General features: G+C 47.4%; 29 protein-coding genes and 2 tRNA genes. 17 read left to right on the forward strand and 14 right to left on the reverse strand.

Translation table 11 applies throughout. The features are described from left to right. Positions 1–48: 48 nt before the first annotated feature. The 4 genes from GUA87_RS12205 to GUA87_RS12220 all read right to left on the reverse strand — a co-directional run bounded on the left by GUA87_RS12205 (position 49) and on the right by GUA87_RS12220 (position 3,618). Positions 49–132 (reverse strand) — tRNA-Leu (locus GUA87_RS12205). Positions 133–358: 226 nt separating this feature from the next. Then, positions 359–589 (reverse strand): hypothetical protein, encoded by a 231-nt coding sequence (locus tag GUA87_RS12210; RefSeq protein ID WP_193716822.1) that lies wholly within the window; start codon positions 587–589, stop codon positions 359–361. Positions 590–695: 106 nt separating this feature from the next. Further along, the gene (locus tag GUA87_RS12215) at positions 696–2,174 is read right to left on the reverse strand and encodes an NAD(P)H-hydrate dehydratase (RefSeq protein WP_227711846.1); all 1,479 of its coding nucleotides are present in this window, start codon (positions 2,172–2,174) and stop codon (positions 696–698) included. 16 nt (positions 2,175–2,190) lie between these two features. Next, on the reverse strand, positions 2,191–3,618 hold the full coding sequence (locus GUA87_RS12220; protein WP_193716823.1) for an amidase: 1,428 nt from the start codon (positions 3,616–3,618) through the stop codon (positions 2,191–2,193). A 155-nt stretch (positions 3,619–3,773) separates the two neighbouring features. Between GUA87_RS12220 and GUA87_RS12225 the strand changes: the two genes are divergently transcribed. The 4 genes from GUA87_RS12225 (at position 3,774) to GUA87_RS12240 (ending at position 5,344) form a co-directional block, all read left to right on the forward strand. Further along, positions 3,774–4,073: a hypothetical protein gene (locus GUA87_RS12225; RefSeq protein WP_193716824.1), complete on the forward strand. Its 300-nt coding sequence runs from the start codon at positions 3,774–3,776 to the stop codon at positions 4,071–4,073. Between the two features lie 69 nt (positions 4,074–4,142). Further along, positions 4,143–4,583 (forward strand): thermonuclease family protein, encoded by a 441-nt coding sequence (locus GUA87_RS12230; protein WP_193716825.1) that lies wholly within the window; start codon positions 4,143–4,145, stop codon positions 4,581–4,583. A gap of 172 nt (positions 4,584–4,755) precedes the next feature. Continuing rightward, positions 4,756–4,947, forward strand: a complete 192-nt coding sequence (locus GUA87_RS12235) for a type II toxin-antitoxin system HicA family toxin (protein WP_193716826.1) — start codon at positions 4,756–4,758, stop codon at positions 4,945–4,947. Between the two features lie 13 nt (positions 4,948–4,960). Next, positions 4,961–5,344, forward strand: a complete 384-nt coding sequence (locus tag GUA87_RS12240) for a type II toxin-antitoxin system HicB family antitoxin (protein ID WP_193716827.1) — start codon at positions 4,961–4,963, stop codon at positions 5,342–5,344. A gap of 41 nt (positions 5,345–5,385) precedes the next feature. Here the strand turns inward: GUA87_RS12240 and GUA87_RS12245 are convergent, their stop codons facing one another. Both GUA87_RS12245 and GUA87_RS12250 read right to left on the reverse strand, forming a co-directional pair. Then, a complete protein-coding gene (locus tag GUA87_RS12245) occupies positions 5,386–6,213 on the reverse strand; it encodes a DUF2145 domain-containing protein (RefSeq protein ID WP_193716828.1) in 828 nt (275 codons plus the stop codon). 4 nt (positions 6,214–6,217) lie between these two features. Beyond that, a complete protein-coding gene (locus tag GUA87_RS12250) occupies positions 6,218–6,622 on the reverse strand; it encodes a hypothetical protein (protein ID WP_193716829.1) in 405 nt (134 codons plus the stop codon). 132 nt (positions 6,623–6,754) lie between these two features. Here GUA87_RS12250 and GUA87_RS12255 point away from each other — a divergent pair, with 132 nt between their 5' ends. Beyond that, a complete protein-coding gene (locus GUA87_RS12255; protein WP_193716830.1) occupies positions 6,755–7,360 on the forward strand; it encodes a TetR/AcrR family transcriptional regulator in 606 nt (201 codons plus the stop codon). A gap of 39 nt (positions 7,361–7,399) precedes the next feature. Continuing rightward, complete coding sequence (locus GUA87_RS12260; protein ID WP_193716831.1) at positions 7,400–8,086, forward strand: VOC family protein; 687 nt, start codon at positions 7,400–7,402, stop codon at positions 8,084–8,086. A 49-nt stretch (positions 8,087–8,135) separates the two neighbouring features. Here the strand turns inward: GUA87_RS12260 and GUA87_RS12265 are convergent. Further along, positions 8,136–8,212: transfer RNA gene (locus GUA87_RS12265), tRNA-His, on the reverse strand. Between the two features lie 50 nt (positions 8,213–8,262). Continuing rightward, a complete protein-coding gene (locus GUA87_RS12270; protein WP_193716832.1) occupies positions 8,263–9,432 on the reverse strand; it encodes an aminotransferase in 1,170 nt (389 codons plus the stop codon). Between the two features lie 95 nt (positions 9,433–9,527). Here GUA87_RS12270 and GUA87_RS12275 point away from each other — a divergent pair, with 95 nt between their 5' ends. From GUA87_RS12275 to GUA87_RS12300, 6 genes are all read left to right on the forward strand, one after another. Further along, positions 9,528–10,706, forward strand: a complete 1,179-nt coding sequence (locus GUA87_RS12275; protein ID WP_193716833.1) for a pyridoxal phosphate-dependent aminotransferase — start codon at positions 9,528–9,530, stop codon at positions 10,704–10,706. 2 nt (positions 10,707–10,708) lie between these two features. Continuing rightward, entirely contained in the window at positions 10,709–10,912 is a 204-nt protein-coding gene (locus tag GUA87_RS12280; RefSeq protein ID WP_193716834.1) for a SlyX family protein, read from the forward strand. An 81-nt stretch (positions 10,913–10,993) separates the two neighbouring features. Continuing rightward, positions 10,994–11,311, forward strand: a complete 318-nt coding sequence (locus GUA87_RS12285; protein WP_193716835.1) for a DUF3253 domain-containing protein — start codon at positions 10,994–10,996, stop codon at positions 11,309–11,311. Between the two features lie 255 nt (positions 11,312–11,566). Further along, positions 11,567–11,905 carry a P-II family nitrogen regulator gene (locus tag GUA87_RS12290; protein ID WP_193716836.1) on the forward strand — a complete coding sequence of 113 codons (339 nt, stop codon included), beginning with the start codon at positions 11,567–11,569 and terminating at the stop codon, positions 11,903–11,905. 72 nt (positions 11,906–11,977) lie between these two features. Continuing rightward, on the forward strand, positions 11,978–13,384 hold the full coding sequence (gene glnA, locus GUA87_RS12295; protein WP_193716837.1) for a type I glutamate--ammonia ligase: 1,407 nt from the start codon (positions 11,978–11,980) through the stop codon (positions 13,382–13,384). 148 nt (positions 13,385–13,532) lie between these two features. After that, positions 13,533–13,817 (forward strand): 2TM domain-containing protein, encoded by a 285-nt coding sequence (locus GUA87_RS12300; protein ID WP_193716838.1) that lies wholly within the window; start codon positions 13,533–13,535, stop codon positions 13,815–13,817. Positions 13,818–13,852: 35 nt separating this feature from the next. Here the strand turns inward: GUA87_RS12300 and GUA87_RS12305 are convergent, their stop codons facing one another. Continuing rightward, a complete protein-coding gene (locus GUA87_RS12305) occupies positions 13,853–14,233 on the reverse strand; it encodes an acyl-CoA thioesterase (RefSeq protein ID WP_193716839.1) in 381 nt (126 codons plus the stop codon). A gap of 120 nt (positions 14,234–14,353) precedes the next feature. On the opposite strand from GUA87_RS12305, the gene parE reads away from it, so the two are divergent. Next, a complete protein-coding gene (parE, locus tag GUA87_RS12310) occupies positions 14,354–16,315 on the forward strand; it encodes a DNA topoisomerase IV subunit B (RefSeq protein ID WP_193716840.1) in 1,962 nt (653 codons plus the stop codon). 13 nt (positions 16,316–16,328) lie between these two features. Here the strand turns inward: parE and GUA87_RS12315 are convergent, their stop codons facing one another. Continuing rightward, a complete protein-coding gene (locus GUA87_RS12315; RefSeq protein WP_193716841.1) occupies positions 16,329–17,033 on the reverse strand; it encodes an alpha/beta fold hydrolase in 705 nt (234 codons plus the stop codon). A gap of 240 nt (positions 17,034–17,273) precedes the next feature. On the opposite strand from GUA87_RS12315, the gene GUA87_RS12320 reads away from it, so the two are divergent. After that, positions 17,274–18,683, forward strand: coding sequence for a DEAD/DEAH box helicase (locus tag GUA87_RS12320; RefSeq protein ID WP_193716842.1), 1,410 nt, complete (start codon positions 17,274–17,276; stop codon positions 18,681–18,683). Positions 18,684–18,748: 65 nt separating this feature from the next. On the opposite strand, the gene dksA is transcribed toward GUA87_RS12320, so the two are convergent. Together dksA and GUA87_RS12330 are read right to left on the reverse strand one after the other, a co-directional pair. Next, positions 18,749–19,165, reverse strand: a complete 417-nt coding sequence (gene dksA, locus GUA87_RS12325; RefSeq protein ID WP_193716843.1) for an RNA polymerase-binding protein DksA — start codon at positions 19,163–19,165, stop codon at positions 18,749–18,751. A gap of 133 nt (positions 19,166–19,298) precedes the next feature. Further along, complete coding sequence (locus GUA87_RS12330) at positions 19,299–19,715, reverse strand: flagellar assembly protein FliX (RefSeq protein ID WP_193716844.1); 417 nt, start codon at positions 19,713–19,715, stop codon at positions 19,299–19,301. A 265-nt stretch (positions 19,716–19,980) separates the two neighbouring features. On the opposite strand from GUA87_RS12330, the gene GUA87_RS12335 reads away from it, so the two are divergent. The 3 genes from GUA87_RS12335 to GUA87_RS12345 are packed head-to-tail and all read left to right on the forward strand — an operon-like array spanning position 19,981 to position 21,938. Beyond that, the gene (locus GUA87_RS12335; protein WP_193716845.1) at positions 19,981–21,141 is read left to right on the forward strand and encodes a flagellar basal body P-ring protein FlgI; all 1,161 of its coding nucleotides are present in this window, start codon (positions 19,981–19,983) and stop codon (positions 21,139–21,141) included. Continuing rightward, the gene (locus tag GUA87_RS12340) at positions 21,141–21,449 is read left to right on the forward strand and encodes a rod-binding protein (protein WP_193716846.1); all 309 of its coding nucleotides are present in this window, start codon (positions 21,141–21,143) and stop codon (positions 21,447–21,449) included. Before GUA87_RS12335 ends, GUA87_RS12340 begins: the two co-directional genes overlap by 1 nt. Beyond that, entirely contained in the window at positions 21,450–21,938 is a 489-nt protein-coding gene (locus GUA87_RS12345; RefSeq protein ID WP_193716847.1) for a hypothetical protein, read from the forward strand. A gap of 83 nt (positions 21,939–22,021) precedes the next feature. Here GUA87_RS12345 and GUA87_RS12350 read toward each other — a convergent pair whose 3' ends face one another. Beyond that, positions 22,022–22,399 carry a flagellar protein FlaG gene (locus GUA87_RS12350; RefSeq protein WP_193716848.1) on the reverse strand — a complete coding sequence of 126 codons (378 nt, stop codon included), beginning with the start codon at positions 22,397–22,399 and terminating at the stop codon, positions 22,022–22,024. A gap of 533 nt (positions 22,400–22,932) precedes the next feature. Further along, positions 22,933–23,382: a MarR family winged helix-turn-helix transcriptional regulator gene (locus tag GUA87_RS12355; protein WP_321575912.1), complete on the reverse strand. Its 450-nt coding sequence runs from the start codon at positions 23,380–23,382 to the stop codon at positions 22,933–22,935. Positions 23,383–23,837 lie beyond the last annotated feature (455 nt).

Here is a 23,837-nt window from a genome sequence, read left to right on the forward strand (position 1 = left end):
GTTCTTAAAACTAAGTCGCAAGCGGCCGGTCGCCGATTGCAAGAATTATGGTGCGGGTAGAGGGAGTCGAACCCCCACACCAAAGGTACTGGTACCTAAAACCAGCGCGTCTACCAATTCCGCCATACCCGCATAATGTAGCCCATCCGGACACATGTGCTAACTTGATGTTTCACACCGTTTCCCTCAGGAGCGGCGTTCTATAGCACATGATTTCCGGCTATGCCTAGACTATTTCTGGCAACTTTTGAAGAAAAATTCTCAATTCAGATAAATTAAATACAAAAATGGCAGAAAACTAACGTTTCTGCCATCGAAAATAATTTGAAATCTGACCTCCCCCATGGCCGAAATTTCTCTAATTTACATGAAAGTCTTTTGCAAAGGCGTCCAGAGCCAGAACACGAACACCTTGAGGATCTTTAAAACAGCTGCCAACAAGAGTTCTCTCAAATCGTACATGTGGGATGCCTTGCTCGTCATCCATGATACTCAGAACTTTTGCTTCTTCACGTGCGTTCACACGCATATTACGATGATAAATTTCGCCGCAGGAAATCTTCTCTTTAAGGTTAGCCCGTTTAAACATAATTCTGTACCTAGATCCTTCAAATACCCCTTCAATCTATTGGAATTTAACGTAAAAAAGTAAATAAACTCTTTACAGTAGAATAAGGCACAACTTCCTTCAAAATTTACGAATAATCTACATAAAGTTTTTGAAAAATATAAGGAATTTGCTGCTCTATATCTTCGGCAACAAGCCCCTGTCCAACGACCGCTCCGGCCTCTGAGTGGATCCATACGGCGGCGCAAACAGCCGCAAAAGGATGTTCCGCCCCAATGACTTGGCCTCCAATAATACCTGCAAGCGCATCCCCTGATCCGGCTGTTGCCAGATAAGGTGGCGCATTTGTGTTTAAGGTCGCGCGGCCGTCAGGCGCCGCAATAACCGTTGTCGCCCCTTTCAGCAAAACAATAGCCCCGGACTTGGCCGCTGCTTCACGGCATCTCTCCAGCGCGCTTCCCTCAACATCAAAAAGTCGCGCAAATTCCGCTTCATGCGGGGTGAGGACAACAGTACCGTTCGCCTTCTCCCAGATCGCATTAAAAAGCGTGTCTGGATCTTCCTGAAATACTGTAATGGCATCGGCATCCAAAATAACGTCGGCATTACTGGCGAGGGCTTTTAAAACAAAGCTGCGGGTGCGGTCATTCACACCATTGCCCGGCCCAATAATAACCGCTCCAATACGCCGATCAGCTATCCAGCTCTCAAAGTCATCCTCACTGTCAATGGATTTCACCATCACAGCTTCCAGCGCGGTGGCATAAACCATTAATGCTGACGGCGGTGTTACAACAGTGACAGCCCCTGCTCCAGCGCGCAGACCAGCCCGCGCGGAGATACGAGCCGCACCGGTGGAGCTGACACCGCCCCCATTTACTGCCAAATGCCCACGTGAGTATTTGTGTCCGTCCAGTACAGGCTGAGGGATCAGATCAAACCAGTCGGCCGGATTATTTTGCCGTACATCAATGGCGATCTCATCCAGAACTTCTTCGGGGATGCCTATATCGGTTACCACCAATTCCCCCACATAGGCACGACCCGGCAACAGATAATGCCCGGTTTTGGGACGGAAAAACGTCACCGTAAGATCTGCTTCCAGTGTGCCAGCGGAAGCTGTTCCATCTGTGCCCTGCACCCCGCTTGGGGTATCTACAGCAACCACGTGGGATCCTTGAGAGGAAATTGCATCGAACAGATCCCGGATAGGCTCTGGCAGGTCCCCCTTAAATCCAGCGCCAAAGATCGCATCCACGATAAGAAGCTCATCTTCGAGATTATCTGCGCCTGCTAAAGCCTCAATGTCACCGGTGTAGCGACGATACATTTCCAGCGCATCGCCCTTTAATTTCTCAGGGTCGCCAAACACCACAACACGAACGGGCCAATCTTTCTCTGCCAAGGCGCGGGCGATGACATATCCATCGCCCCCGTTATTACCGGGACCGCATAAAACCAATACAGGCTCCGGTGCCCAGCGGGCTTCTATCTCCCGAACGATACTTTGACCGGCATTTTCCATCAGGGTAAGGCCGGGAACACCGCCTTCCATGGCGGCTTTGTCCGCCGCATACATTTGCTCTACAGAAAACAGCTCGGTCAAAATATACCTCTTTTACTTATCCCAGCTTGGAAAGGTCCGGACGTTTGCCCGTTGCTGGTGATATTTTTTCAAAGGCCGCCGCCGCACGCAAGACCATTTCGTCTTTATGCATTGGGCCTACGATCTGCAGTCCGATCGGCAGGCCCTCTGGAGACAATCCACATGGCACGGAACAGGCCGGTTGCTGCGTTAAGTTAAATGGATAAGAGAACGGGGTCCAATCTACCCAGTTTTCATCCTCTGGCTTTCCATCACGATCCCCCGGTGCCATCTGCCCGGCTGTAAAGGCCGTGACCGCCAAAGAAGGTGTCAGCAACAGATCATACTTTTCATGGAAGGCGCGCATATGTGCACCAAGTGCCGTACGGCGAACGCTTGCATCAAAGAAGTCGGTCATCGTGAACTCTTCCCCTGATTTCACAACTTCCTGCAAAGCCGGATCCATCAATTTCCGTGTTTCTGCTGGAACGTCTTTCACTGCGTAAGCTGCCCCCGCATACCAAAGCACACCAAAGTCCTTTAATGGGCTCTCAAAACCGGGATTGACCTCCTCCACGTCACCGCCTGCGTCCCGGATCAGCTCAATGGCTTTATCAAACGCCTCCAGAATGGCGGGTTCAATATTGTCTACATATCCAAGATCACGGCTATAAGCGATTTTCAACCCCTTGAAGCCGCCTTCCAGATTATTGCGATACTGCATATCCGTTGATGGAAGCGCGTACCAGTCGCGGGCATCAAAGCCCTTCATCACATCCAACATAAGTGCCGCGTCCGCGACGCTACGGGTCATTGGCCCTACGTGAGACACCGTTCCGAAAGCTGAGGCCGGCCAAACCGGCACACGCCCGAAACTTGGTTTAATGCCGAAGATACCGGCAAAGGCTGATGGAATACGAATGGACCCACCACCGTCTGAACCCGTATGGAAAATCCCCATACCCGCAGCACAGGCCGCGGAGGCACCGCCGCTTGATCCGCCCGGTGTGCGATCTGTATTCCATGGGTTGCGGGTGATACCGGATAGCGGACTATCGGTTACCCCTTTAAAGCCGAACTCAGGTGTGGTGGTTTTGCCCAAGAAGACAACACCACTTTCACGAAGGCGTTCCACAGCAGGGGAATCATCTGACCAATCTCCCTTGGGGTCCACAAGCTTTGATCCTTTCAAAGTGGGGAAGCCTTTCATCAACATGATGTCTTTAACTGTGGTCGGCACACCATCGACAAGCCCCATAGGCTCACCCTTCATCCAGCGGGCCTCTGACGCGCGTGCCGCCTCCAGTGCGCCTTTATGATCCACAAAGACAAACGCGTTCAGATACTGGTCATAGGCATCAATTTGATCCAGCGCCGCTTGGGTCGCTTCGACCGGAGAGATTTTCTTGTTCTTATAAGCCTCTAACAGATCCGTTGCTGAGATATAGGCGAGTTCCTGGTCCATTCTGTCCCCCTTGGTTTTCTTTTCAGGTTATGAGAGCTTTTGTTGGTAATCAACCTTTCTAAAGCCGTGACTTTGTGAAACCTTGTTTACAATGCTGCCACAATTGTCACATATGTGGAAAATTCAGTGATTTAACAGGGCACCCATCAGCCGAGATGATCAAAGATATCGATTTCAGTAATTTAAAAAGCAAAATCAAGATCCCGGCGAAGAAATGGCAACGCACATTGCTTGGATGGGCGCTTATATTCGGGGGAATCTTCTGGTTCTTACCTGTAGTGGGTTTCTGGATGCTCCCCTTGGGCATTATGGTCCTTGCTATTGACAGCGCGTTCTTCCGCCGCCTTCGCCGTAAGATGGAAGTTTGGTGGGGCCGCAAGAGACAGAAGAGCCGCCGAAAAGATCGACCGAGGGCCAAAGGCAAACGCACCCTGCCCCGATCTTTTCGCGATTAAATAATAATATTTGTCACAGTTTCTGGTCTATACTCGTCTATACATCATCTAACGACAGAGAGATGACTTATGCGCGTAACGATCCTTGGCTTATTGATCCTCCCCCTCACATTTTTCAGCGTCCACGCTGAAGAGATCACCAATAAATATGCGGGCATCGTCACTGATGTGTATGACGGCGACACGGTGACCATGGAAGTGCTCATCTGGAAGGGACAGCGCGTCGAAGCAAAGATCCGTTTAAAAGGGATCGACACACCTGAAATACGCGGCAAATGCGAGGCAGAGAAAATCCTGGCAATTGAAGCCCGTGATCTGGTCAGAGAAAAAACCTTAAACAAACTCACCATTCTGGAAGCCATCCCTTACGAAGGTAAAGCCGACGGCAAATACGGCCGTATCATCGGCGTGCTTTATACCCCCACCGGGGAGAATATAAACGATCTCCTTGTCACCCGCGGCCTCGCCCGTTCATATGATGCAGGTGCACGTCAGGGATGGTGTGAATAACTATAGCGATAAATAAAAAGACGCTTTGGATCTACAAAATTAAGATTAATTAAGGGCTTAGATGAATATCGTTGCTCTTCTCTGATTCAATCCGCTTTTCTTCTGCTTGTATGAAAACATTGACAATACACACTAGTGTGTATAAATTCACATCAAAGAGACAAGCACGTTTATGAATAGTCGTGATATTCTGAAGGCTCTACTTGCAGATGGATGGTATGAAGTGGCGCGGCGAGGGTCTCATATGCAGTTGAAGCACCCCACAAAGAAGGGCAAGGTGACTTTGCCCCATCCGAAGAAGGAGCTTCCCAAAGGCACTGTCAAGAGTATCGAAATTCAAAGCGGCCTTAAGTTACTGAATTGAGTGCGGTGAAATCATGAGCTTAACAAAATACCCCGGTGTCATTCATAAAGAAGACGACTCCGCCTTTGGTATTCACTTCCCTGACTTTCCCGGTTGTATCTCCGCTGGAGATACCATTGAAGAAGCGCTGGAGATGGGAGCGGAAGCCCTGCAACTTCATGTGGAAGGCATGGTGGAGGATGGCGATGACATACCAACTCCGTCCCCTATGAAAAAAGAAATGGCGGATGATGACGGTATTCTTGTTTTTGTCTCTGTCACTATTCCTGGGAAAATGAAGCGATATAATGTGATGTTGGATGAAAAGCTTGTATCAGACATAGACGCCATCGCCCCCAATCGAAGCGCTTTCCTGAATGAAGCCGCCCGCGCCGAACTGGAACGCCGCACGAATTAGTGTGGTGAATAAAAAAGCCCCGCAAATTGCGGGGCATAATATTATCCAGCGAGTTCGTAGTTTCGTTCGATTTGACCGCTTTTCATCAGGTATTCGACAACTGACTTCACACTGACAAATTCAAAACGCCCCTGCTCTTTTGAAGCGGTGGGATGATCTTTGAAGGTCACGTTTTCCTTGAATAGTCCGCCAAACAGAGCTTCAAAAAAACGCACCCGAATAACGGACCCTTTAAAGGCATTTTCTTGCAGAACATCCTGGGCATCTTTCCGATCCATAATTTGCCTGCCGTTAAGCCGCCCCTGAGCCATGCCAATCATTTCCAAAATAAACTGATTTGAATTGGCATATGTCTCGCTCCTTGGGTTGGCGATCATATTGTATTTTTTAACAACGACTGTTTTGTAATCCCCCGTGCGGATAATCTCATGCAATTCTTTACGCAGTTTTTCCTGTGGGATGGTAATCAACGTGTCGTACTTAAACGGATCATCCATATAGAAATCAAGAATTCCCTGCTCATAAATATCGGAATTTGAGCTTTCACAGAAATTCAGCAGATGAGTGACTTTCCAACTGTCTGAAACGTCCCCCCGCCAAAACACACCCATATGCGTGTATTTCAAACCTTTGCTGCTGATATCACTTCCGATACGAGATACGAGCACCAGATTGGTGTTGGAGTTGTTCAACTCCTTTAAAAGCGATTGCGATTGCTTATTCGCCTTTAAGAAAGCTTCTGTCTTGATTTCAGGTGGCTTACAGGGAGCTTCATTCGCCGCGGCGGCTGAGGCCAACCCTATAAATGAGATAAAGAAGAGAACAATCATTTTGCCCAAAAGGGACGATCTGGATTTCAAATAAGCCATCGACTTAGTCCTTCGCCGTTGTCAGGGCTTTACCAACTTCATTTGGAATAAAGGCAATTACCTGCCCCGCTTTTTCAAGCAAATATCCTGTGGATAGGGTTATCACCTTGATAACCTGCCCCGCCGCGAGGGAGGCATCTTCCGCGACCTTGCCCGAGATTTTAACAGCAACCGAAGCCGCCTCACCTGAACCTTTGAGGACAACAACCGCGCCTTCACCTACGGCTTTGACACTTTCAACTACTAACTCAGAGCTGGCCTCCAATAGCTTTGAAGTACCATAAACAACCAATGAACCTGTTAGAACGGATGCTTCTGATGCACCGTTTGAAGCCTGAGAGGCGGACGCCTGCACTGGCTGCATTAACAAAGCTGACAAAGAAATCACTGCAAATAGTTTTTGAAACATCTTGTGTCTCCCCATTTTTAATTTAACAGCGCTCAATTAAAGTTTAAATGAACACTGCTCATTTGCAAACATATTGACTTCTTCGACGAAGTCAAGCATTAATTGATCACTGTTCAATAAAGAGTAAAAGTTATGGCAAGACGTTACGATCACAGCCGCGAAGAACTGCGGCAAATGATACTGGATAAGACGCAGGCGCATATTGCCGAGTTTGGCGTACAAAACTTGTCTCTTCGAAAAGTGGCCAAGGAAATAGGCTACTCCGTCGGTACCATATATAACTTCTTTAAGGATCTTGATGATTTGGTGATGCAAATGAACGGTGTAACACTGGATCGTCTGCGTGACCATTTGAAGTCAACAAAGATCACTGGAACATCTGAGGCAAAGCTTATCCAACTTGCCCGCGCCTATGTGGATTTCACGCGATCCAATATGAATTTGTGGAACAGCGTTTTTGAACATCATCTCCTCCCCGGGGAGGAACAACCAGACTGGTATCAGACAAAAATCCAGAACCTGCTTGCCATTATTCAAGAAGTCATCACCCCTTATTTTGATGATCAGGAAGCGGATATGCTACGAAAATCTACCTGGTTACTGTGGAGCTCCTTTCACGGCATATGTACTTTCACCAATTTGCAAAAGGACGATAAGGTTGCCAAAGCAGAGGCCTATGATCTTTCAGAATTACTGATTTCGAATTACCTGTCTGGCATTTCTTCAGAAAAAAGATAAGACAAAAAATAAAAACGAGCCAAAAAAGAAAGAAAAACAATGAAACTCGCGAAGCAACATCTGGATATCGGCCTTTATACAAATAACAAGGATGCCATGCTTGAGTTCTGGCAAACAGTTGTTGGGCTTGAATTTGATCATTTAGGCAAGCTGGGGGGTGGTATTCATCAGCATCGTCACTTTCTGGGGGATGGTCCCACCGGTCCCATTTTAAAAATCAATCACAGCCGAGGCGAATTGCCTGATGTTGGCCCAAGTGGGTACCGTCGCTTGTCCATCGTCCGCGACGGAATAGATGAAGCCAAATTGCTTGTCGATCCTGATGGGAATGAAGTGGCACTTATCCCCCCTACTCCTGATCACCCAAGCGGGATTGCGATTGAAATGGGGGTTCGTGATCTTGCTGCCTTTGACAGATATTTTTCTGAGGCGCTGGAGTTTACCCCGGCGGGAGAGCATCGTTGGAAATGCGGTGACACAGTGGTTATCGGGGTGGCAGATCCGGCTGCGAAAGATGATGTTCCTCTACTGGGTTTGGGGTATCGGTATCTAACAATGCAGATCTTTGATGCGGATGGATGCTATCAGCATGTGCTTGAAAATGGGGGTCAAGGCGGTAAGGCACCAGAAACATTGGGAACGACAGTGCGTTACGGTTTTGTTCGTGATGCAGATGGAAACTGGATAGAGCTTTCACAACGGGCGACCCTGACAGGCGCGCTCTAACCTTTCATCCCAGAAACAAAAAAGCCCCGCAAACTGCGGGGCTTTTTGATGGGGCGAATGACCGGGATCGAACCGGCGACCTCCTGAGTCACAGTCAGGCGCTCTAACCAACTGAGCTACATTCGCCACAAGAGGCGCCCTATTTACCGCTCTAATTTCGCTCGGTCAAGGCGCTTTTAATCATTTCCGTTAAAAAATTCTTCCAAACGGCGGATCGCGGTGGTCAGCACGTCCTCGCGTTTACAGAAACAGAAACGGACAAAATGGTTTACCGCTCCTTCTGTCGCGTAAAATGCACTTACCGGAAGGGCCGCAACACCGGCCTTTGTGATGATTTCCTGACAGAACTCCACATCGGTGCCTTCATATCCAATGGACCGGATATCCGCGTTGATGAAATAGGTTCCATCGCAATCGGCCGTCTCAAACCCAATGTCATTCAGGGCATTTCTGAAGAAATCCCGTTTGGCCTGCATACTATCCTGCAGGTCATTATAGAACTCGTCATCTTTCTCAAGACCAAAGGCCACCGCATTTTGAAGCGCAGGCGGTGTTGTAAAGGTGACAAACTGATGAGCTTTGGCGATTTTGCCAATAAGCTCTGTGCAGCCGGTGATATAACCCACCTTCCAACCCGTCAGGGAGAATGTCTTACCTGCCGACCCAATACGGACGGTACGGTCTCCCATCCCATGCAAGGTGCACAGGGGAATATGACGGGCCAAACCGAAGGTAATATGCTCATACACCTCATCACAGACTGCGTAAGCATCATATTTCTGAACATAGTCAGCAAGAAGCTGCAATTCTTCTGCGGTGAACACTTTACCCGTTGGGTTCATTGGGGTGTTCAGTAAAAGAAGTTTGGTCTTCTCTGAAAAAGCGGCATCCAGGCGTTCTTTTGACAATTCCCAATGGGGTGGGTCCAGTCGGACGAATTTTGGAATGCCCCCCGCCCTCAACACAAGGGGCAAGTAACAGTCATATAAAGGCTCAAGCAGAACAACTTCATCGCCCGGGTTAATAAGGGCCATCAGGCAGTCATTCAGCGCCTCTGTGGCACCTGAGGTGACAATGATATCTGTATCAGGCTCCACCGCGATCCCATAAAAGCGATGATTGCTGTGGGCCACGGCATTTCGAAGCTCTTTTGTACCCATCATGGGAGGATACTGATTTGGTCCTTCAACAAAGCCTTTGGCCGCCATAGCGCGCACATCTTCCGGCCCGTCCTCATCCGGAAAGCCCTGCCCCAGATTAATCGCCTTGTTCTCCATCGCCAGTTTGGACATCACTTCAAATACAGTGGTTCCAAATCTGCCCAGCACCTCATTTGTCTGCTTCACGCGTCTATCCTCAGTCTTGACTTGCAGTACCGTTATTGTTGGGCATATCTTCTGATGGCCTCGCGCCGAAGTAAAGGGAAAAGGAAAAGCAATAAATGAGTGTTTCTGCAAAAATGTCCAAACTGGGAACGGAAACCGCCTTTGATGTTCTGGCCCGGGCCGCCGCACTTGCAAATACGGGAATGGATGTGATCAATCTTGGTATTGGCCAGCCCGATTTCCCAACCCCTGCCCCCATTGTTGAGGCGGGAATTCAGGCGCTGAAAGACGGTCATCATGGATATACAGCCGCGACCGGTATTCCGGAACTTCGCGAAGCCGTCGCCGAGGATATTGCCGCCCGCCGGGGTGTTTCCGTAAACCCGGATCATATTCTGATCATGCCGGGCGGTAAAATGACCATGTCTTTTGCCATCGAAATGTTTGGTGAAGAGGGTGCAGAAATCCTCTACCCCAATCCGGGGTTTCCCATTTATGAAAGCATGATCCGATACAGTGGCGCGACACCTGTTCCGATCCCCCTCCTGGAAAGCGCGGACTTTTCCTTCAAGGCGGAAGATGTTCTGACGCTTGTGAATGAAAATACCCGATTGATCATCATTAATACGCCCGCCAACCCGACTGGTGGCGTTATCCCCCGAGAAGAACTTGAAAAGCTCGCCAAGGGTCTGAAAGACTGGCCTGGTGTATTTATTTTATCTGACGAGATTTACAGCCGCATGACCTATGACGGGCTTAACCATTGTAGCCTTCTGGAATTTGCAGAAATCCGCGATCGCTTGATTTTATTGGATGGCTGGTCCAAAACCTATGCCATGACTGGGTGGCGCCTTGGGTGGGGCTTGTGGCCGGAACAATTGATCGAATATGCCAAACGGCTTTGCGTGAATTATCATTCCTGTGTCAATTCATCCGCGCAATATGCAGGCATTGCCGCCCTTAAAGGGGATCAGTCCCCGGTTGATGAGATGATGACCGCCTTTAACAGACGCCGAAAACTGATTGTGGCGCGTCTGAATGAAATGGCCGGTGTATCGTGCGTAATGCCAAAAGGTGCGTTTTACGCCTTCCCTAACATCACCGGCACTGGCCTTACCGCCAAGCAGATGCAGGATCTATTGCTTGAGAAAGACGGCATCGCCACCATTGCCGGCACGAGCTTTGGTAAAGATGGCGAAGGATATATCCGTTTTTCTTACGCCAACTCAGAAGAAAATATCGAGCGGGCCATGGACCGTATGGAAAAGCGAATGCGAGAGATTATGGGAGCCTGAGCATGAGTGAGGAAAGACTGGTCAAACTGGAAATGACCATTGCCGAACAGGATCAAACCATCCAGGACTTAAGCGACATGGTCAATCGACAGTGGCAGGAAATTGAAAAGCTGCAACTTAAATTGAAGCAAACCCATTCCAGAGTAGTTTCTTTGGAAGAAAATATACCTACGGGTGGTCAGGACGAAAAGCCGCCCCATTATTAAGGGAATGCTTGCCAATTCGGTGGCAACTGGATAAAAGCCAAACAGCTTACCTCCGGATAATCCGGACTTTAAGGATACCATATGACTAAAGACGTCAAAGCGAACAATAAACCTGAAAATGATGACAACGAACGTGATGACGATCCTGTTGTTGGTTACATCATGCGCGCCCTGCAATATGGTGACGAGGTTTCCCCAAACCATATCGCGCAGGCAATTGCCCGCGACCGAGCCAAAGAGCACTCTCCGTCTGACTTCTGGCGCAAGTTCATGACAGCTGTTCGCCAGCAGGCCATCCACCTTGCCCGTAAAGGAGAGATCGAAATCGTTCGTAAAGGTAAAGTTGCCGATCCTAACGACTTTAAGGGCCTGTATAAACTTCGTCTGCCTAAGAAATAGCCAAGAAAAAGCGGTTTTAATCAGTGGTGTGAATTAGCATTTTTCCTAATTCGTCCATTTTTTAGTCATTTGATTAAATTTTAGGCATTGTTTTTGATCATTTTTTTAGCACTTTCAGATATGTACTCTGAATTTTGCGCAGAAAAGCTACTTTTCAGAACAAGCCAACTGCAAATTTGAAACTGGCACGACTTATGCTTTATGAGAAGCGGACATCAATGCCACGATCTGACGCAGCAACTGAAGAAGTGACACATGAAGAAAATTGAAGCCATCATTAAACCGTTCAAACTGGACGAAGTTAAAGAAGCCCTGCAGGAAGTTGGCCTGCAAGGTATTACAGTTACCGAAGCCAAAGGCTATGGCCGCCAGAAAGGTCACACGGAACTTTACCGTGGTGCCGAATATGTTGTGGATTTCCTGCCTAAGGTGAAAATCGAAATCGTTCTGGAAGACGAAATGGTAGAGCGCGCTTTAGAAGCTATTCAAAGTGCTGCCCGTACAGGACGTATCGGTGATGGTAAAATCTTCATTTCTACCGTTGAAGAAGTGATCCGGATTAGAACAGGTGAAACCGGCGCTGACGCCGTTTAAGCCAACCCAACAATAACTAATTGGGTGCGAAGAGCACCCCCCCTTTGAATTCTAGATAACAGAGAGACTGAAATGACAATTGCAGACGTTCTCAAACGCATCAATGATGAAGAAATTGAATATGTAGATCTTCGCTTCACTGACCCTAAAGGTAAGTGGCAGCACCTTGCGATGCACGCTGACGCGGTTGACGAAGACATGTTCGAAGACGGCATTATGTTTGATGGCTCATCCATCACAGGCTGGAAAGCAATTAACGAATCCGACATGACACTGATGCCAGATGTGACAACAGTGACTGTTGATCCGTTTGCAGCTCGCCCAACATTGGTTATCTTCTGCGATATTCACGACCCAACCAGCGGTGAGCGTTACGAGCGCGACCCACGCTCCGTTGCGAAAAATGCTGAAGCGTATCTTGCAAGTACAGGTATCGGCGACACTGCATACTTTGGTCCAGAAGCTGAATTCTTCATGTTCGATGATGTACAGTTCAGCAATGACAGCCACCACACATTCTTCAAACTGGACGACGTTGAAGCCCCACACAATACTGGCGGCGAAATCGAAGGCGGCAACACAGGTCACCGCCCAAGAGTTAAAGGCGGTTACTTCCCTGTACAGCCAGTGGACAGCGGTGCGGATATCCGTTCTGAAATGGTTTCCATTGCTAAGGAAATGGGTCTGCTTGTTGAAAAGCACCACCACGAAGTGGCACCTTCTCAGCATGAACTTGGCTTCAAATTCAAAACTATGGTTGAAGCTGCTGACGACATCCAGCGTCAGAAATATGTGATCCACAATGTGGCACACGCTTATGGCAAAACAGCGACATTCATGCCAAAACCAGTTGCAGGTGACAACGGCTCCGGTATGCACGTTCACCAGTCCATCTGGAAAGACGGCAACCCAACATTCGCAGGCTCCGGCTACGCAGCGCTTTCTGAAACTGCTCTTTACTATATCGGCGGTATCATCAAGCACGCGAAAGCCATCAACGCCTTCACAAACGCTTCTACAAACTCCTACAAGCGTTTGATCCCAGGGTTCGAAGCGCCAGTTCTTCTTGCATATTCTGCGCGTAACCGTTCTGCTTCTTGCCGTATTCCGTTTGCACCATCACCAAAAGGTAAGCGTGTTGAAATCCGCTTCCCAGACTGTACAGCAAACCCATACCTCGCTTTTGCTGCAATGATGATGGCTGGTCTCGACGGTATCCAGAACAAAATTCACCCAGGTGATGCGATGGATAAAGATCTGTACGATCTGCCACCAGAAGAATTGAAAGACATCCCAACAGTTGCAGGTTCTCTGCGCGAAGCTCTACAAGCTCTGGACGCTGACCGTGACTTCCTGACAAAAGGCGACGTATTCACAAACGACATGATCGACGGATACATTGCAATGAAATGGGAAGACGTATACCGCTTCGAACATGCTCCACACCCAGCAGAGTTCGACATGTACTTCTCTTGCTAATTATGTTTTAGTATCAAGTACAAATCAGGGTCGCTTCGGCGGCCCTTTTTTGTTGCCCCTTTTTCGTAAGCTTGGTCACATTATCTTATTCTGAACAAGACATTGGGCGTTTCCTGAATATATAAAAAAGAACAAAGGGGTGACGAAAATGACTGACTTTGATCCGAAAGAAGAAAAGGCTGCCCGCAGAAAAGTGCGGGAAATGCGGCATTTCTATTATCACTTGTCGATGTATGGAATTATCATCGCGTTCCTGCATATTCTGAACTGGATGACTTCTTCATATTATTGGGCGATTTGGCCTACTCTCGGTTGGGGTGTTGCCATCGCCATGCACGCCGTCCGCACCCACGGCATGCTCAACTTCTTCGACGAAGAATGGGAGGAGCGAAAAGTGCAGGAACTTTTGGCCAAAAAAAGAGAGCAGCACTAAGTACCGCCCTGCTTCACTTATCAAAATTTCTAGAATTAATCTTCTGCAGGAACTTCTCTTGGGCGGCCTTCTTCGTCGATCGCCACGAAAATATAGGTTCCTTCTGTCACCTTGATTTCTTCTGGATCCAGCTTGCGCACCACAATGGTTGTGAGTTTGACATGCATGGAAGTGCGCCCTACTTTTAAAATCTCACCGTAAATACTGACGATATCACCAACCTTAATAGGTTGATGGAAAGTCATCGCCTCAACGGCAACGGTAACAACACGGCCCTTCGCGCGGCGGGCAGCCATGACGCCACCGGCGATATCCATTTGCGACAGCACCCACCCACCAAAGATATCACCGTTATTGTTTACATCCCGCGGCTGCGGGGCGGTGCGGATGATAGGATCTCTCTTGTCGTAACTCATGGGATACTCACCTTTTAAAAACATTGGAAACTTATAGAAATAATACACGTTCCTTGGTAATAAAGTATAGCAATCTATAGATTTTAATTACGCGTGTTTATCAGGGGCCGTCTTTAGTTCATGTCCGACCTATTTCAGCAAAACAATCCAGAAAATACCGAATACTCCGCTAAGGATATTGAAGTCCTTGAAGGGTTGGAGCCGGTTCGCAAACGCCCCGGCATGTATATCGGCGGCACAGACGAGCGGGCCCGCCATCACCTTGCCGCGGAAGTTCTGGATAACTCCATGGACGAAGCCGTCGCCGGATTTGCAAACAGGATTGAGGTCGAGCTTTTCGCTGATGGATCTATCTCTATTCGCGATAATGGCCGTGGAATCCCCGTTGATCCGCATCCGAAATTCAAAGATAAATCCGCGCTTGAAGTGATTCTGACAACCCTTCACTCAGGCGGTAAATTCTCTAACAAGGTCTATGATACCGCGGGTGGTCTTCATGGTGTGGGTGTTTCCGTTGTAAACGCCTTGTCTTCCAAGACCATAGTAGAAGTTGCCCGAGATAAAGTTCTGTGGCGTCAGGAATACTCCCGCGGCGTTCCGGTAACTGCGCTTGAAAAAGTGGGTGCGGCCCCTAATCGCCGCGGCACCATGATCCACTTCCGCCCAGATGATGAGATCTTTGAAGAAGGAACCGTTCTCCGCCCGGCCCGTCTTTACAAGATGGTGCGCTCCAAGGCGTATCTTTATCGCGGTGTAGAAATTCGCTGGAAGGCAGCGCCAGAACTTATCAAGGACGACACGCCCGCAGAAGCCACCCTGCACTTTCCGGGGGGGCTTGTTGACTTCCTTGCAGCCGCGACGGATGGCAAACAAATGGTGACTGCTGAACCATTTGCAGGACGCGTTGAAAATGAAGGCAATAAAGGCCGTATTGAATGGGCCATTGCCTGGCCTGCGGATAATTCCACCTTCTTAAGCTCCTATTGTAATACCGTTCCCACACCAGAGGGTGGCACCCATGAGAGCGGCTTTAGAACAGCGCTTGTACGCGGCCTGAAATCCTATGGTGAGATGGTCAACAACAAGAAGGCAGCCCAGATCACTGCCGATGACATCCTTGGCGGCGCAAGTGGTGTGCTTTCCATTTTCATTCCTGAACCGCAATTCCAAGGGCAGACTAAAGAAAAACTTGCAACCCCTGAGGCCACACGCCTTGTGGATACAGCCATTAAAGATCACTTTGATAACTGGCTGGCCTCCGCCCCGGATCAGGCAAATAATCTCCTTAACTGGATTATCGCCAAATCAGAAGAACGCCTGCGTCGCCGCGCTGAGAAAGAAACAAGCCGGAAAACAGCAACCAACCGTGTTCGCTTGCCTGGTAAGCTTGCTGACTGCAGTAAGCACGGCACAGAAGATACTGAGATTTTCATCGTTGAGGGTGATAGTGCGGGTGGTTCGGCAAAACAAGGCCGAGACCGCAAAACACAAGCGATCCTTCCTCTTCGCGGTAAAATTCTGAACGTGGCATCAGCGGTAAGTTCAAAAATCAAGGCCAATCAGGAATTATCCGACCTGATGCAGGCACTGGGGTGCGGGACGCGGGACAAATATAGTCGTGATGCGCTCCGATATGACAAAGTTATCATCATGACCGATGCGGACGTGGACGGCGCGCATATCGCAACGCTCCTGATGACCTTCTTCTATCGGGAAATGCCCCAGCTTATTCGGGATGGTCATCTATACCTTGCGCAGCCACCGCTTTATCGTATTACACAGGGCGGCAAGACGGCCTATGCCATGGATGACGCCCACAAAGATCGCCTTCTGGAAACTGATTTTAAGGGGCGCGGTAAGATTGATATAAGTCGCTTTAAAGGGTTGGGTGAAATGCCACCTGCTCAGCTCAAAGAGACAACGATGAACCCCAAAAACCGCACCCTTTTACGTGTTCAAATTCCAATGGAAGAATTTGGGGAAACAGCTGACCGTGTTGAAAGCCTGATGGGTAAAAAGCCGGAGCTTCGCTTCACCTTTATTCAGGAAAATGCCAAATTTGCGGATAATCTGGATATCTAATCCAGGTTATCCGCTACCAGCTTAACCATTCCCGCAAAATTGTATTTGTCTCGAACGGGCGCTCCATTGTCGGAAGATGGCCACATTCATCAATGATGTGAAACTCCGCATCCGGGAAATGGGATGCCATTTTTTCCTGATGTGGTGCTGGGATCAATGCATCTTCATTCCCGGAAAGAACAAGAGTTGGACAAGTGATTTTTGACAACTCATCTGTTCGATCCTTGCGGTTCATGATCGCTGTTTCCTGTCGAATAAATCCTTCTTTTCCAATATCTTGCGCCATTTTATAAATGCGGCTTGTAAGCTCTACATCTTTGAAACGGCTTGGATGAATTAAGATTGGTAGCAGGCTTTCGGTTACCCCTTTAAAGGTTGATCCACGCTGTACCAGGCGAATAAAATCCTGTCGTTTCTTCTTATCAGAGGGACTGTCCGGATCGGCACGCGTATCCAACAACGCAAAATGCGTAATTCTTGAGGGATCCCGAAGCGCTATTTCTAACGCGATATATCCCCCCATAGAAAGACCAGCCAAAGCAAATTTTTCTGGCGCATCTTTAAGGATATGGTCCGCAATCTCTTCAATGTTATCGTGCAGATGATGCTCCGGTACAGTCATGTCAGCAATATCAGACAGGGCCAGCAATTGATCACGCCAAAGCTCATCTGTACAAAGAAGGCCAGGAACAAGAATAAGCGGGATTTTTTCAGACATGGAACTTAACGCCTAGAGACAGAAAAGAAGAATCTCAATTACTTAAAAACAAAGAAAATAAATATGGGTTGAAACAATTGAAATCGTAAAGACACATTTTTGTAAAAATAGACCACTAAATATAGTCCAGCCCTTGATTTCAAAGGCGAAACTAAAGGAAAAAATTGACAGAGCAACATATTTCACTAAATTGCCTCTGGATTTTGAGTATTGAAGATTATTGGTGGTAATACACACAGCATGACATTTGCAGATCTTGGCTTAAGCCCAGAAGTACTGAAAGCCGTTGAAGATTCCGGCTATACGCAACCGACTCCCATTCAGGAAAAAGCTATCCCGACAGTTCTGATGGGTCGCGATGTGCTGGGCACTGCTCAGACTGGCACAGGCAAAACCGCCAGCTTTACTCTTCCAATGATTGATATTCTGGCTTCCGGTCAGACTAAGTCCCGTATGCCGCGCTCTCTCATTCTTGAACCGACACGTGAACTGGCTGCACAGGTAGCAGATAATTTCGAGAAGTATGGTAAATACAGCAAGCTCAGCATGGCATTGCTGATTGGTGGTGTTTCTTTTGGTGACCAGGAAGCAAAACTTGATAAGGGTGTAGATGTTCTCATTGCAACACCGGGGCGTCTTCTGGATCACTTTGAACGTGGCAAGGTTCTTTTGAACGGTGTTAAAACACTGGTGATTGATGAAGCGGACCGGATGATGGATATGGGCTTCATTCCGGATGTAGAGCGTATTGTTTCATTGATGCCCCCTCTGCGCCAGACTTTGTTTTTCTCTGCTACCATGTCAAAAGACATGCGCAAACTGGCAGACAAGTTCCTTATGAACCCAAAAGAAATTGAAGTTGAATCCCCCTCGTCCACAGCGTCTACTGTAACACAGGGTATGGTCCGGGTGTCACGTCATGAAAAGCGCCCTGCCCTTCGTGCAATGTTGAAAGACGAAACAGTTAAAAACTCCTTCATTTTCTGCAACCGAAAAAAGGATGTTGATATCCTGCTGGGATCCCTCAATAAACACGGTTTTAATGCAGGTGCCCTTCACGGTGACATGACGCAATCTTCCCGTATGGAAACACTGGCAAAGTTTAAAAGTGGTGAAATTGCCCATCTGGTTTGTTCTGATGTGGCGGCCCGCGGCATTGATATTTCAAATGTCAGCCACGTCTTTAACTTCGATGTACCCATGCATAGCGAAGACTATGTACACCGTATTGGCCGCACAGGACGCGCAGGCCAAGAAGGTCACGCCTACATGCTGGCGACAAAATCTGACGAGAAGTTCCTCGATTCCATTTATAAAACAATCGGCAAAGAAATTCCGGTTATTACGCTGGATGCTATGGACGACATCAAAACGGAAGCAAGAGAAATTGCAGAACGCTCCCGCAATGGTAAAAGAGGCACCAGTAGCCGTACTTCCCGTCGTTCAGATAGCAAAGAGAATGAAGGTCGTAGTAGCGAGCGTAACCAGACAGAAAGCAGGCGCGCGATGAGTGAGAACAAAACTCCAAGTAATCAAAATCGCAGACGCCGTAATAAATACGACAGAGACGAAGATGATACACCTGTATTGGGTTTGGGTGATCACGTCCCGGCATTTTTCAACATTCAATTGAAAAAAGCATCCTCATAAAACTGAACAACAAAAAAAGCCCTCACAAATGCGAGGGCTTTTTTCATGACTATTTCAACAGGGCTTTAATCATCCCGATAAACTTTTTCGCGGCGCTCATGCCGTTCCTGCGCCTCAAGACTTAGAGTAGCAACGGGACGAGCTTCCAACCGTCTTAAAGAGATCGGTTCACCCGTTTCATCACAGTAACCATAGTCACCTTCATCAATCCGACGAAGGGCAGCGTCAATCTTGCCAATTAACTTACGCTGACGATCTCTTGTTCTAAGTTCCAGTGCACGTTCTGATTCTGTAGATGCACGATCGGCGATATCCGGTTCTTTCACCGTTTCTTCCTGAAGATGTGCAATTGTCTGGCTTGCGTCCGCTAAAATTTCAGACCGCCACTGTGTTAGCTTCTTTCGAAAATACTCCAGCTGACGAGGGTTCATAAACTCTTCGTCCTCAGAAGGGCGATAATCTTCAGAAATATGAACATTCATTACGCAACTCCGGTTAGCGCATTAAATTTAGTTAATAGATTATAGTTGTGCCGCCAAATATGGGCAACATTAGTTTTAAGCATTTTGTAGAAACATCAAGAAAGATTTATGACTGTTCACGTGACGGGGCGCACTAAAATCCGAGCTTCGCCAGTTCTACCGCCGCACGCACTTCAATATCTTTAATAATTTCCGCCAGTTTCGGGTCTTCCACCGTACTATCAAGCTGCTCTAACGTTGCTTGAAGGTTCCGCAAGCCATCTATAGGGATGGCACCGATCAGCAAACCATGACGAATTTCTTCTAGTCTCTCTAGAATATCCATCCCTTTTTGCAGGGCTTTTTTATTGCTGGAAACGGAATCATCCATTCCCTGCAACGCAACAATCGCATCAACAGACGCAATGGGAGAGGCGGAAGCCACATTAGTTGGGGTTGCAACTTCCGGCATCTGATTTGGAATTGAAAATTTCGCGCCCGCGCTTGAAGCAGACTTGGTGCCTTTGCTTTTCTGGGTTGTGCTAACGCGACCTGGACCGGTTACTCGCATATTCAATCCTGTAAAGGTGTGTATTCATTCCCAAATGGGGCGCTACAACTGATTGTGGCAGCATTTTCCCGATTTTCAAGAGGTTATTATTGCCCACTCACCCGGTACATTCTACCCACGAGGCACTTTTTCACTTCTTCACTAACATTATTTCTATGTTTTTCAATAACTTAGATGAACTGCATTTTTGGCACAGTTTTCGCATTAACTACAGCAAGACGATCCACGCCTTTAAAGAGAAGGCACAAGATACGGGTGAAGCAGTATGAGATTTGATACCATTCAAAAGCTTGTCAGCAACAAAAGCAGCGTTATTGTGGCCGCCAAAAAAACACTGGCTGCCATAACACTCCTTTGCTTTACATTCAGTAATGCGCAGGGCGCATCTCGTATTAAGGACATTGCAGATTTTGAAGGTGTTCGCGACAATATCCTTGTGGGGTATGGATTGGTCGTTGGCTTGGATGGTACAGGCGATGGCCTCAACAACTCCCCGTTCACACAACAAAGCCTTGAAGCCATGTTGGAACGCCTTGGTGTCAACACCCGAGGCGCAGATGCTAAAACAGACAATGTGGCGGCCGTTGTCGTAACGGCTACACTGCCTCCGTTCGCCCGACAGGGAACTACCATTGATGTCGCTATCAGTTCCATAGGTGATGCGGAAAGCCTGCTTGGCGGCACATTGATCGTCACTCCTCTTATGGCTGCTGATGGTGAAGTCTATGCCGTCGCACAAGGTTCGGTGAATGTTGCCGGTTTTAGCGCTGGCGGCGAAGCTGTTACAGTTACAAAAGGCGTACCAACTGCCGGACGTATCGCAAATGGCGCCATTGTGGAGCGTGAACTAAGTTTCGATTTGGCAAGTATGTCTTCTTTGCGCATCTCTCTGCGTAATCCTGACTTTACAACGTCTCGCCGTATTGAGCAGGCCATTAACAAGTTCGCAGGCAACAATATTGCCAAATCAACTGACCCTTCTACTGTGGTGCTTAACCTGCAAGGCAGCAAACGCAAAGATATGGTGTCGTTAATCACGGACATTGAACAACTAAAAGTTCAACCGGATCAAATCGCCAGAGTGGTAATTGATGAACAATCCGGGATCATTGTCATCGGTCAGGAAGTGAAAGTCGACACGGTGGCAATTGCTCAGGGAAATCTCACCGTCAAAATCACCGAAACACCCCAGGTCTCTCAACCCACTCCTTTCTCTGAGGGAGGTGAGACAGTTGTTGTCCCTCGAACAGAGGTTGAGGTGACAGAAGATGAGGATCGGAAATTAACCGTACTCAGCTCAGGTGTTCGCCTTCAGGATCTCGTTGATGGTCTTAATGCTCTTGGCATTGGCCCACGTGACATGATTTCAATACTGCAAGCCATCAAGGCTGCAGGCGCCCTCCAAGCAGAAATCGAGTTGATGTAATGACTGATCAAATTCACACTACTGGTCAGATAAGCCTTGTGAAGACGCAAGGCCCTACTGGCACTAAACAAAATGATCTGCAAGCCCGCAAAACGGCAGAAGAATTTGAAGCCTTCTTCCTAAGTCAGGTCCTCAACAGCATGTCAGCGGGCATCGAAACCGATGCAACCTTTGGCGGAGGCGAGTCCGAAAAGATTTTCCGCTCAATGCTCAATGATGAATACGCAAAATCAATGAGCAGATCAGGTGGCGGCGTGGGCATTGCAGATGCGGTCTACCGTGAAATCCTTGCACTGCAGGAGGTTTAAATGAACCAGATTATTCAACAACAGCACACTCAACAAAGAGCACCTGCTCTTTTGCCCCCAAAAGAACTTGCTGAAAAAATTGCGCGTTTGAAACAAATCCTGGAGTTTGAAAACGAACTGATTTCCTTGCGAAACGCAAAAGCAATGACTGAACACCAGTCTGAAAAAACAAGATTGGTCGGCATTTACAATCAGCAGATGACGCTCATCAGCCGCAACCCGGAACAATATAAACGCTTTCCAAAGTCCGATGTGGATTATTTAAAAGAGGTAAGTCAGGAGTTTTATGAAGTTCTGGATACTCACTTCAGAAAGCTGTCTTCAGTGAAGAGTGTAACAGAAGGTATTGTTAAAGCCGTGGCAGAAGAAGCCGCCAAGAAAAAAGCGCCGCCGCCAACGTACAATGCTTCCGCGGCCATTAATAGTACCGTGTCCTCTACCAATCGACGAACTCTTGGCAGTGCCATTTCATGCAATGAGGTTGTATGAACAATATTTATGAAAGCTGCTCAAGCCATCAAAAAGGCGAGCACAAAGAAAGATGTGTGAGAACAGTCAGCTAACTGCTGTTCTCACACTTCGCTATCTACAGCAATTCCTTCGAGCTCACGATAGTAAGCCACACGGCGAAGCACATAATCGCCAGGAAACTGCTTAACAACTTCACCAGTTTCAGAATTAACCAATCTGTAAACAAAGCGACCGCTGTCTCTATCTCTATCAATCGAAAACCGGCTATTAGGCTCACTCTCTTCTTCAAAGAAAACCCCAATAGCTTGCTCCGCACGACGAACAGGATCCTCAATCTGAGTTTCAGATGCCTGTTGTTCTATCGCCTGCAAAGCGCCTGCTTCACCCTCTCGACGACTTCCGAATGCCTGGGTTCGACCCTCAGAACTCTTCACCTCGATCGGAGAAACCCCCGGTTTTGAAATCGGGGCTACGTCCATTATCGCAACTCCTCTCTTCAAATAAACGCGTAATTATACGCAGGATTTCGTTACCAAATGGTAAAAGTCACGGTCCCCCGCTCCTTTCCCCCTTAAAACAGGGCCATATTTAGCAAATTCACGAACAACACACAATATACTGTCTTGTCACATAAATAATGCAATTTGGTAACAACGATTGGGAGAAATATCTGAAACAAGTCAGACTTAAGGAAAGGAATAGCCAGACTAGATAAATAATCTGCCTCGGTACAAACAACTTTAAGAAACTTCCCTATTCTTAGGTCAAAGCTACAGCTTCAGGTATTTTACCCGGTATACAATTTGCAAAAATAGTGCCAATTTAGAAATCAGCGTAAACTATTGTTTTTATTGAATTTAACACTTAATTAACCGCACCTCATCTAGGCAATATTTGCCTATATCGGCAAATATTGCCGAGGCATATCCAAAAAGCAGGCAATAATTGCCACAAAAAACCCGGCTGATCCAATGATCAAATACCGGGTTAGGTTCTGCTGTTTTAGGAACTTTTAGATGCCGAAATGAATCTGATCTGCCCAAATTCTTTCAATTTGCCTCAACGCACTCCGAATAAGCTTCATATCAGGTGCCGGATCCGAATTTGCCAGTTTTTGCGCCTGAGCTTCTTCGGACTTGTTCAGACGCTCAATAAGATCTAATCCTTTTTCAGAAAGACGGATCATTGTCGCTCGGCGATCTCTTTCAGATTTTTCCTGAATGAGATAGTGTTTCTGCTCCAACTTCTTAAGGTTATATGAGGCATTAGATCCTTGATAATAACCCCGTGCCATCAACTCACGCACATTTACTTCTTCTTCACCGATATTAACCAGAAGAAGCGCTTGCACTGCGTTAATATCCTTCACACCGATCTGATCTAACTCAACGCGTACCACATCAAGAAAACGTCTGTGAAGACGTTCAATCAGCCGTGTCATTTCGCGATAATCTTCTACCACTGGATCCCCTTCGCAATCTTTCTTTGGGCATCAGCCCGCAATAAGTCCCTCGTAACTTCTCTCAACAACATTAAAGAATAGTAAAACAGAACTGTTTTTCGCGAGAAAAGAGTCATGAGTAGAGAAAAACGAAATTACCCTAATCAATTTTCATCTAAAAATGCATTTCTAAGGCCACACATTAAGCAGTTAATTAATATTCAAATATAAAAGGGTTTTCTATTACCCAAAAACAAGACAACAAAAACAATATCTAGATTGCCCCGTTAACCATACCACTAATCATAGTGCTGTATTCACATTTATCTCCAACACGCGTCTAATTTCTGATGGTTAATTCACACGAATCAACTGTGGCATTTTCGCACACATTTCGCGATAAATTGATTAAAATTGAAATTTGAGTTGCAAAAACAAGCCGTTCAAAGGGTTAATGATTCTGCAAGAAAATTATG

The organism is Sneathiella sp. P13V-1 (genome assembly GCF_015143595.1).
Taxonomy (GTDB): domain Bacteria; phylum Pseudomonadota; class Alphaproteobacteria; order Sneathiellales; family Sneathiellaceae; genus Sneathiella.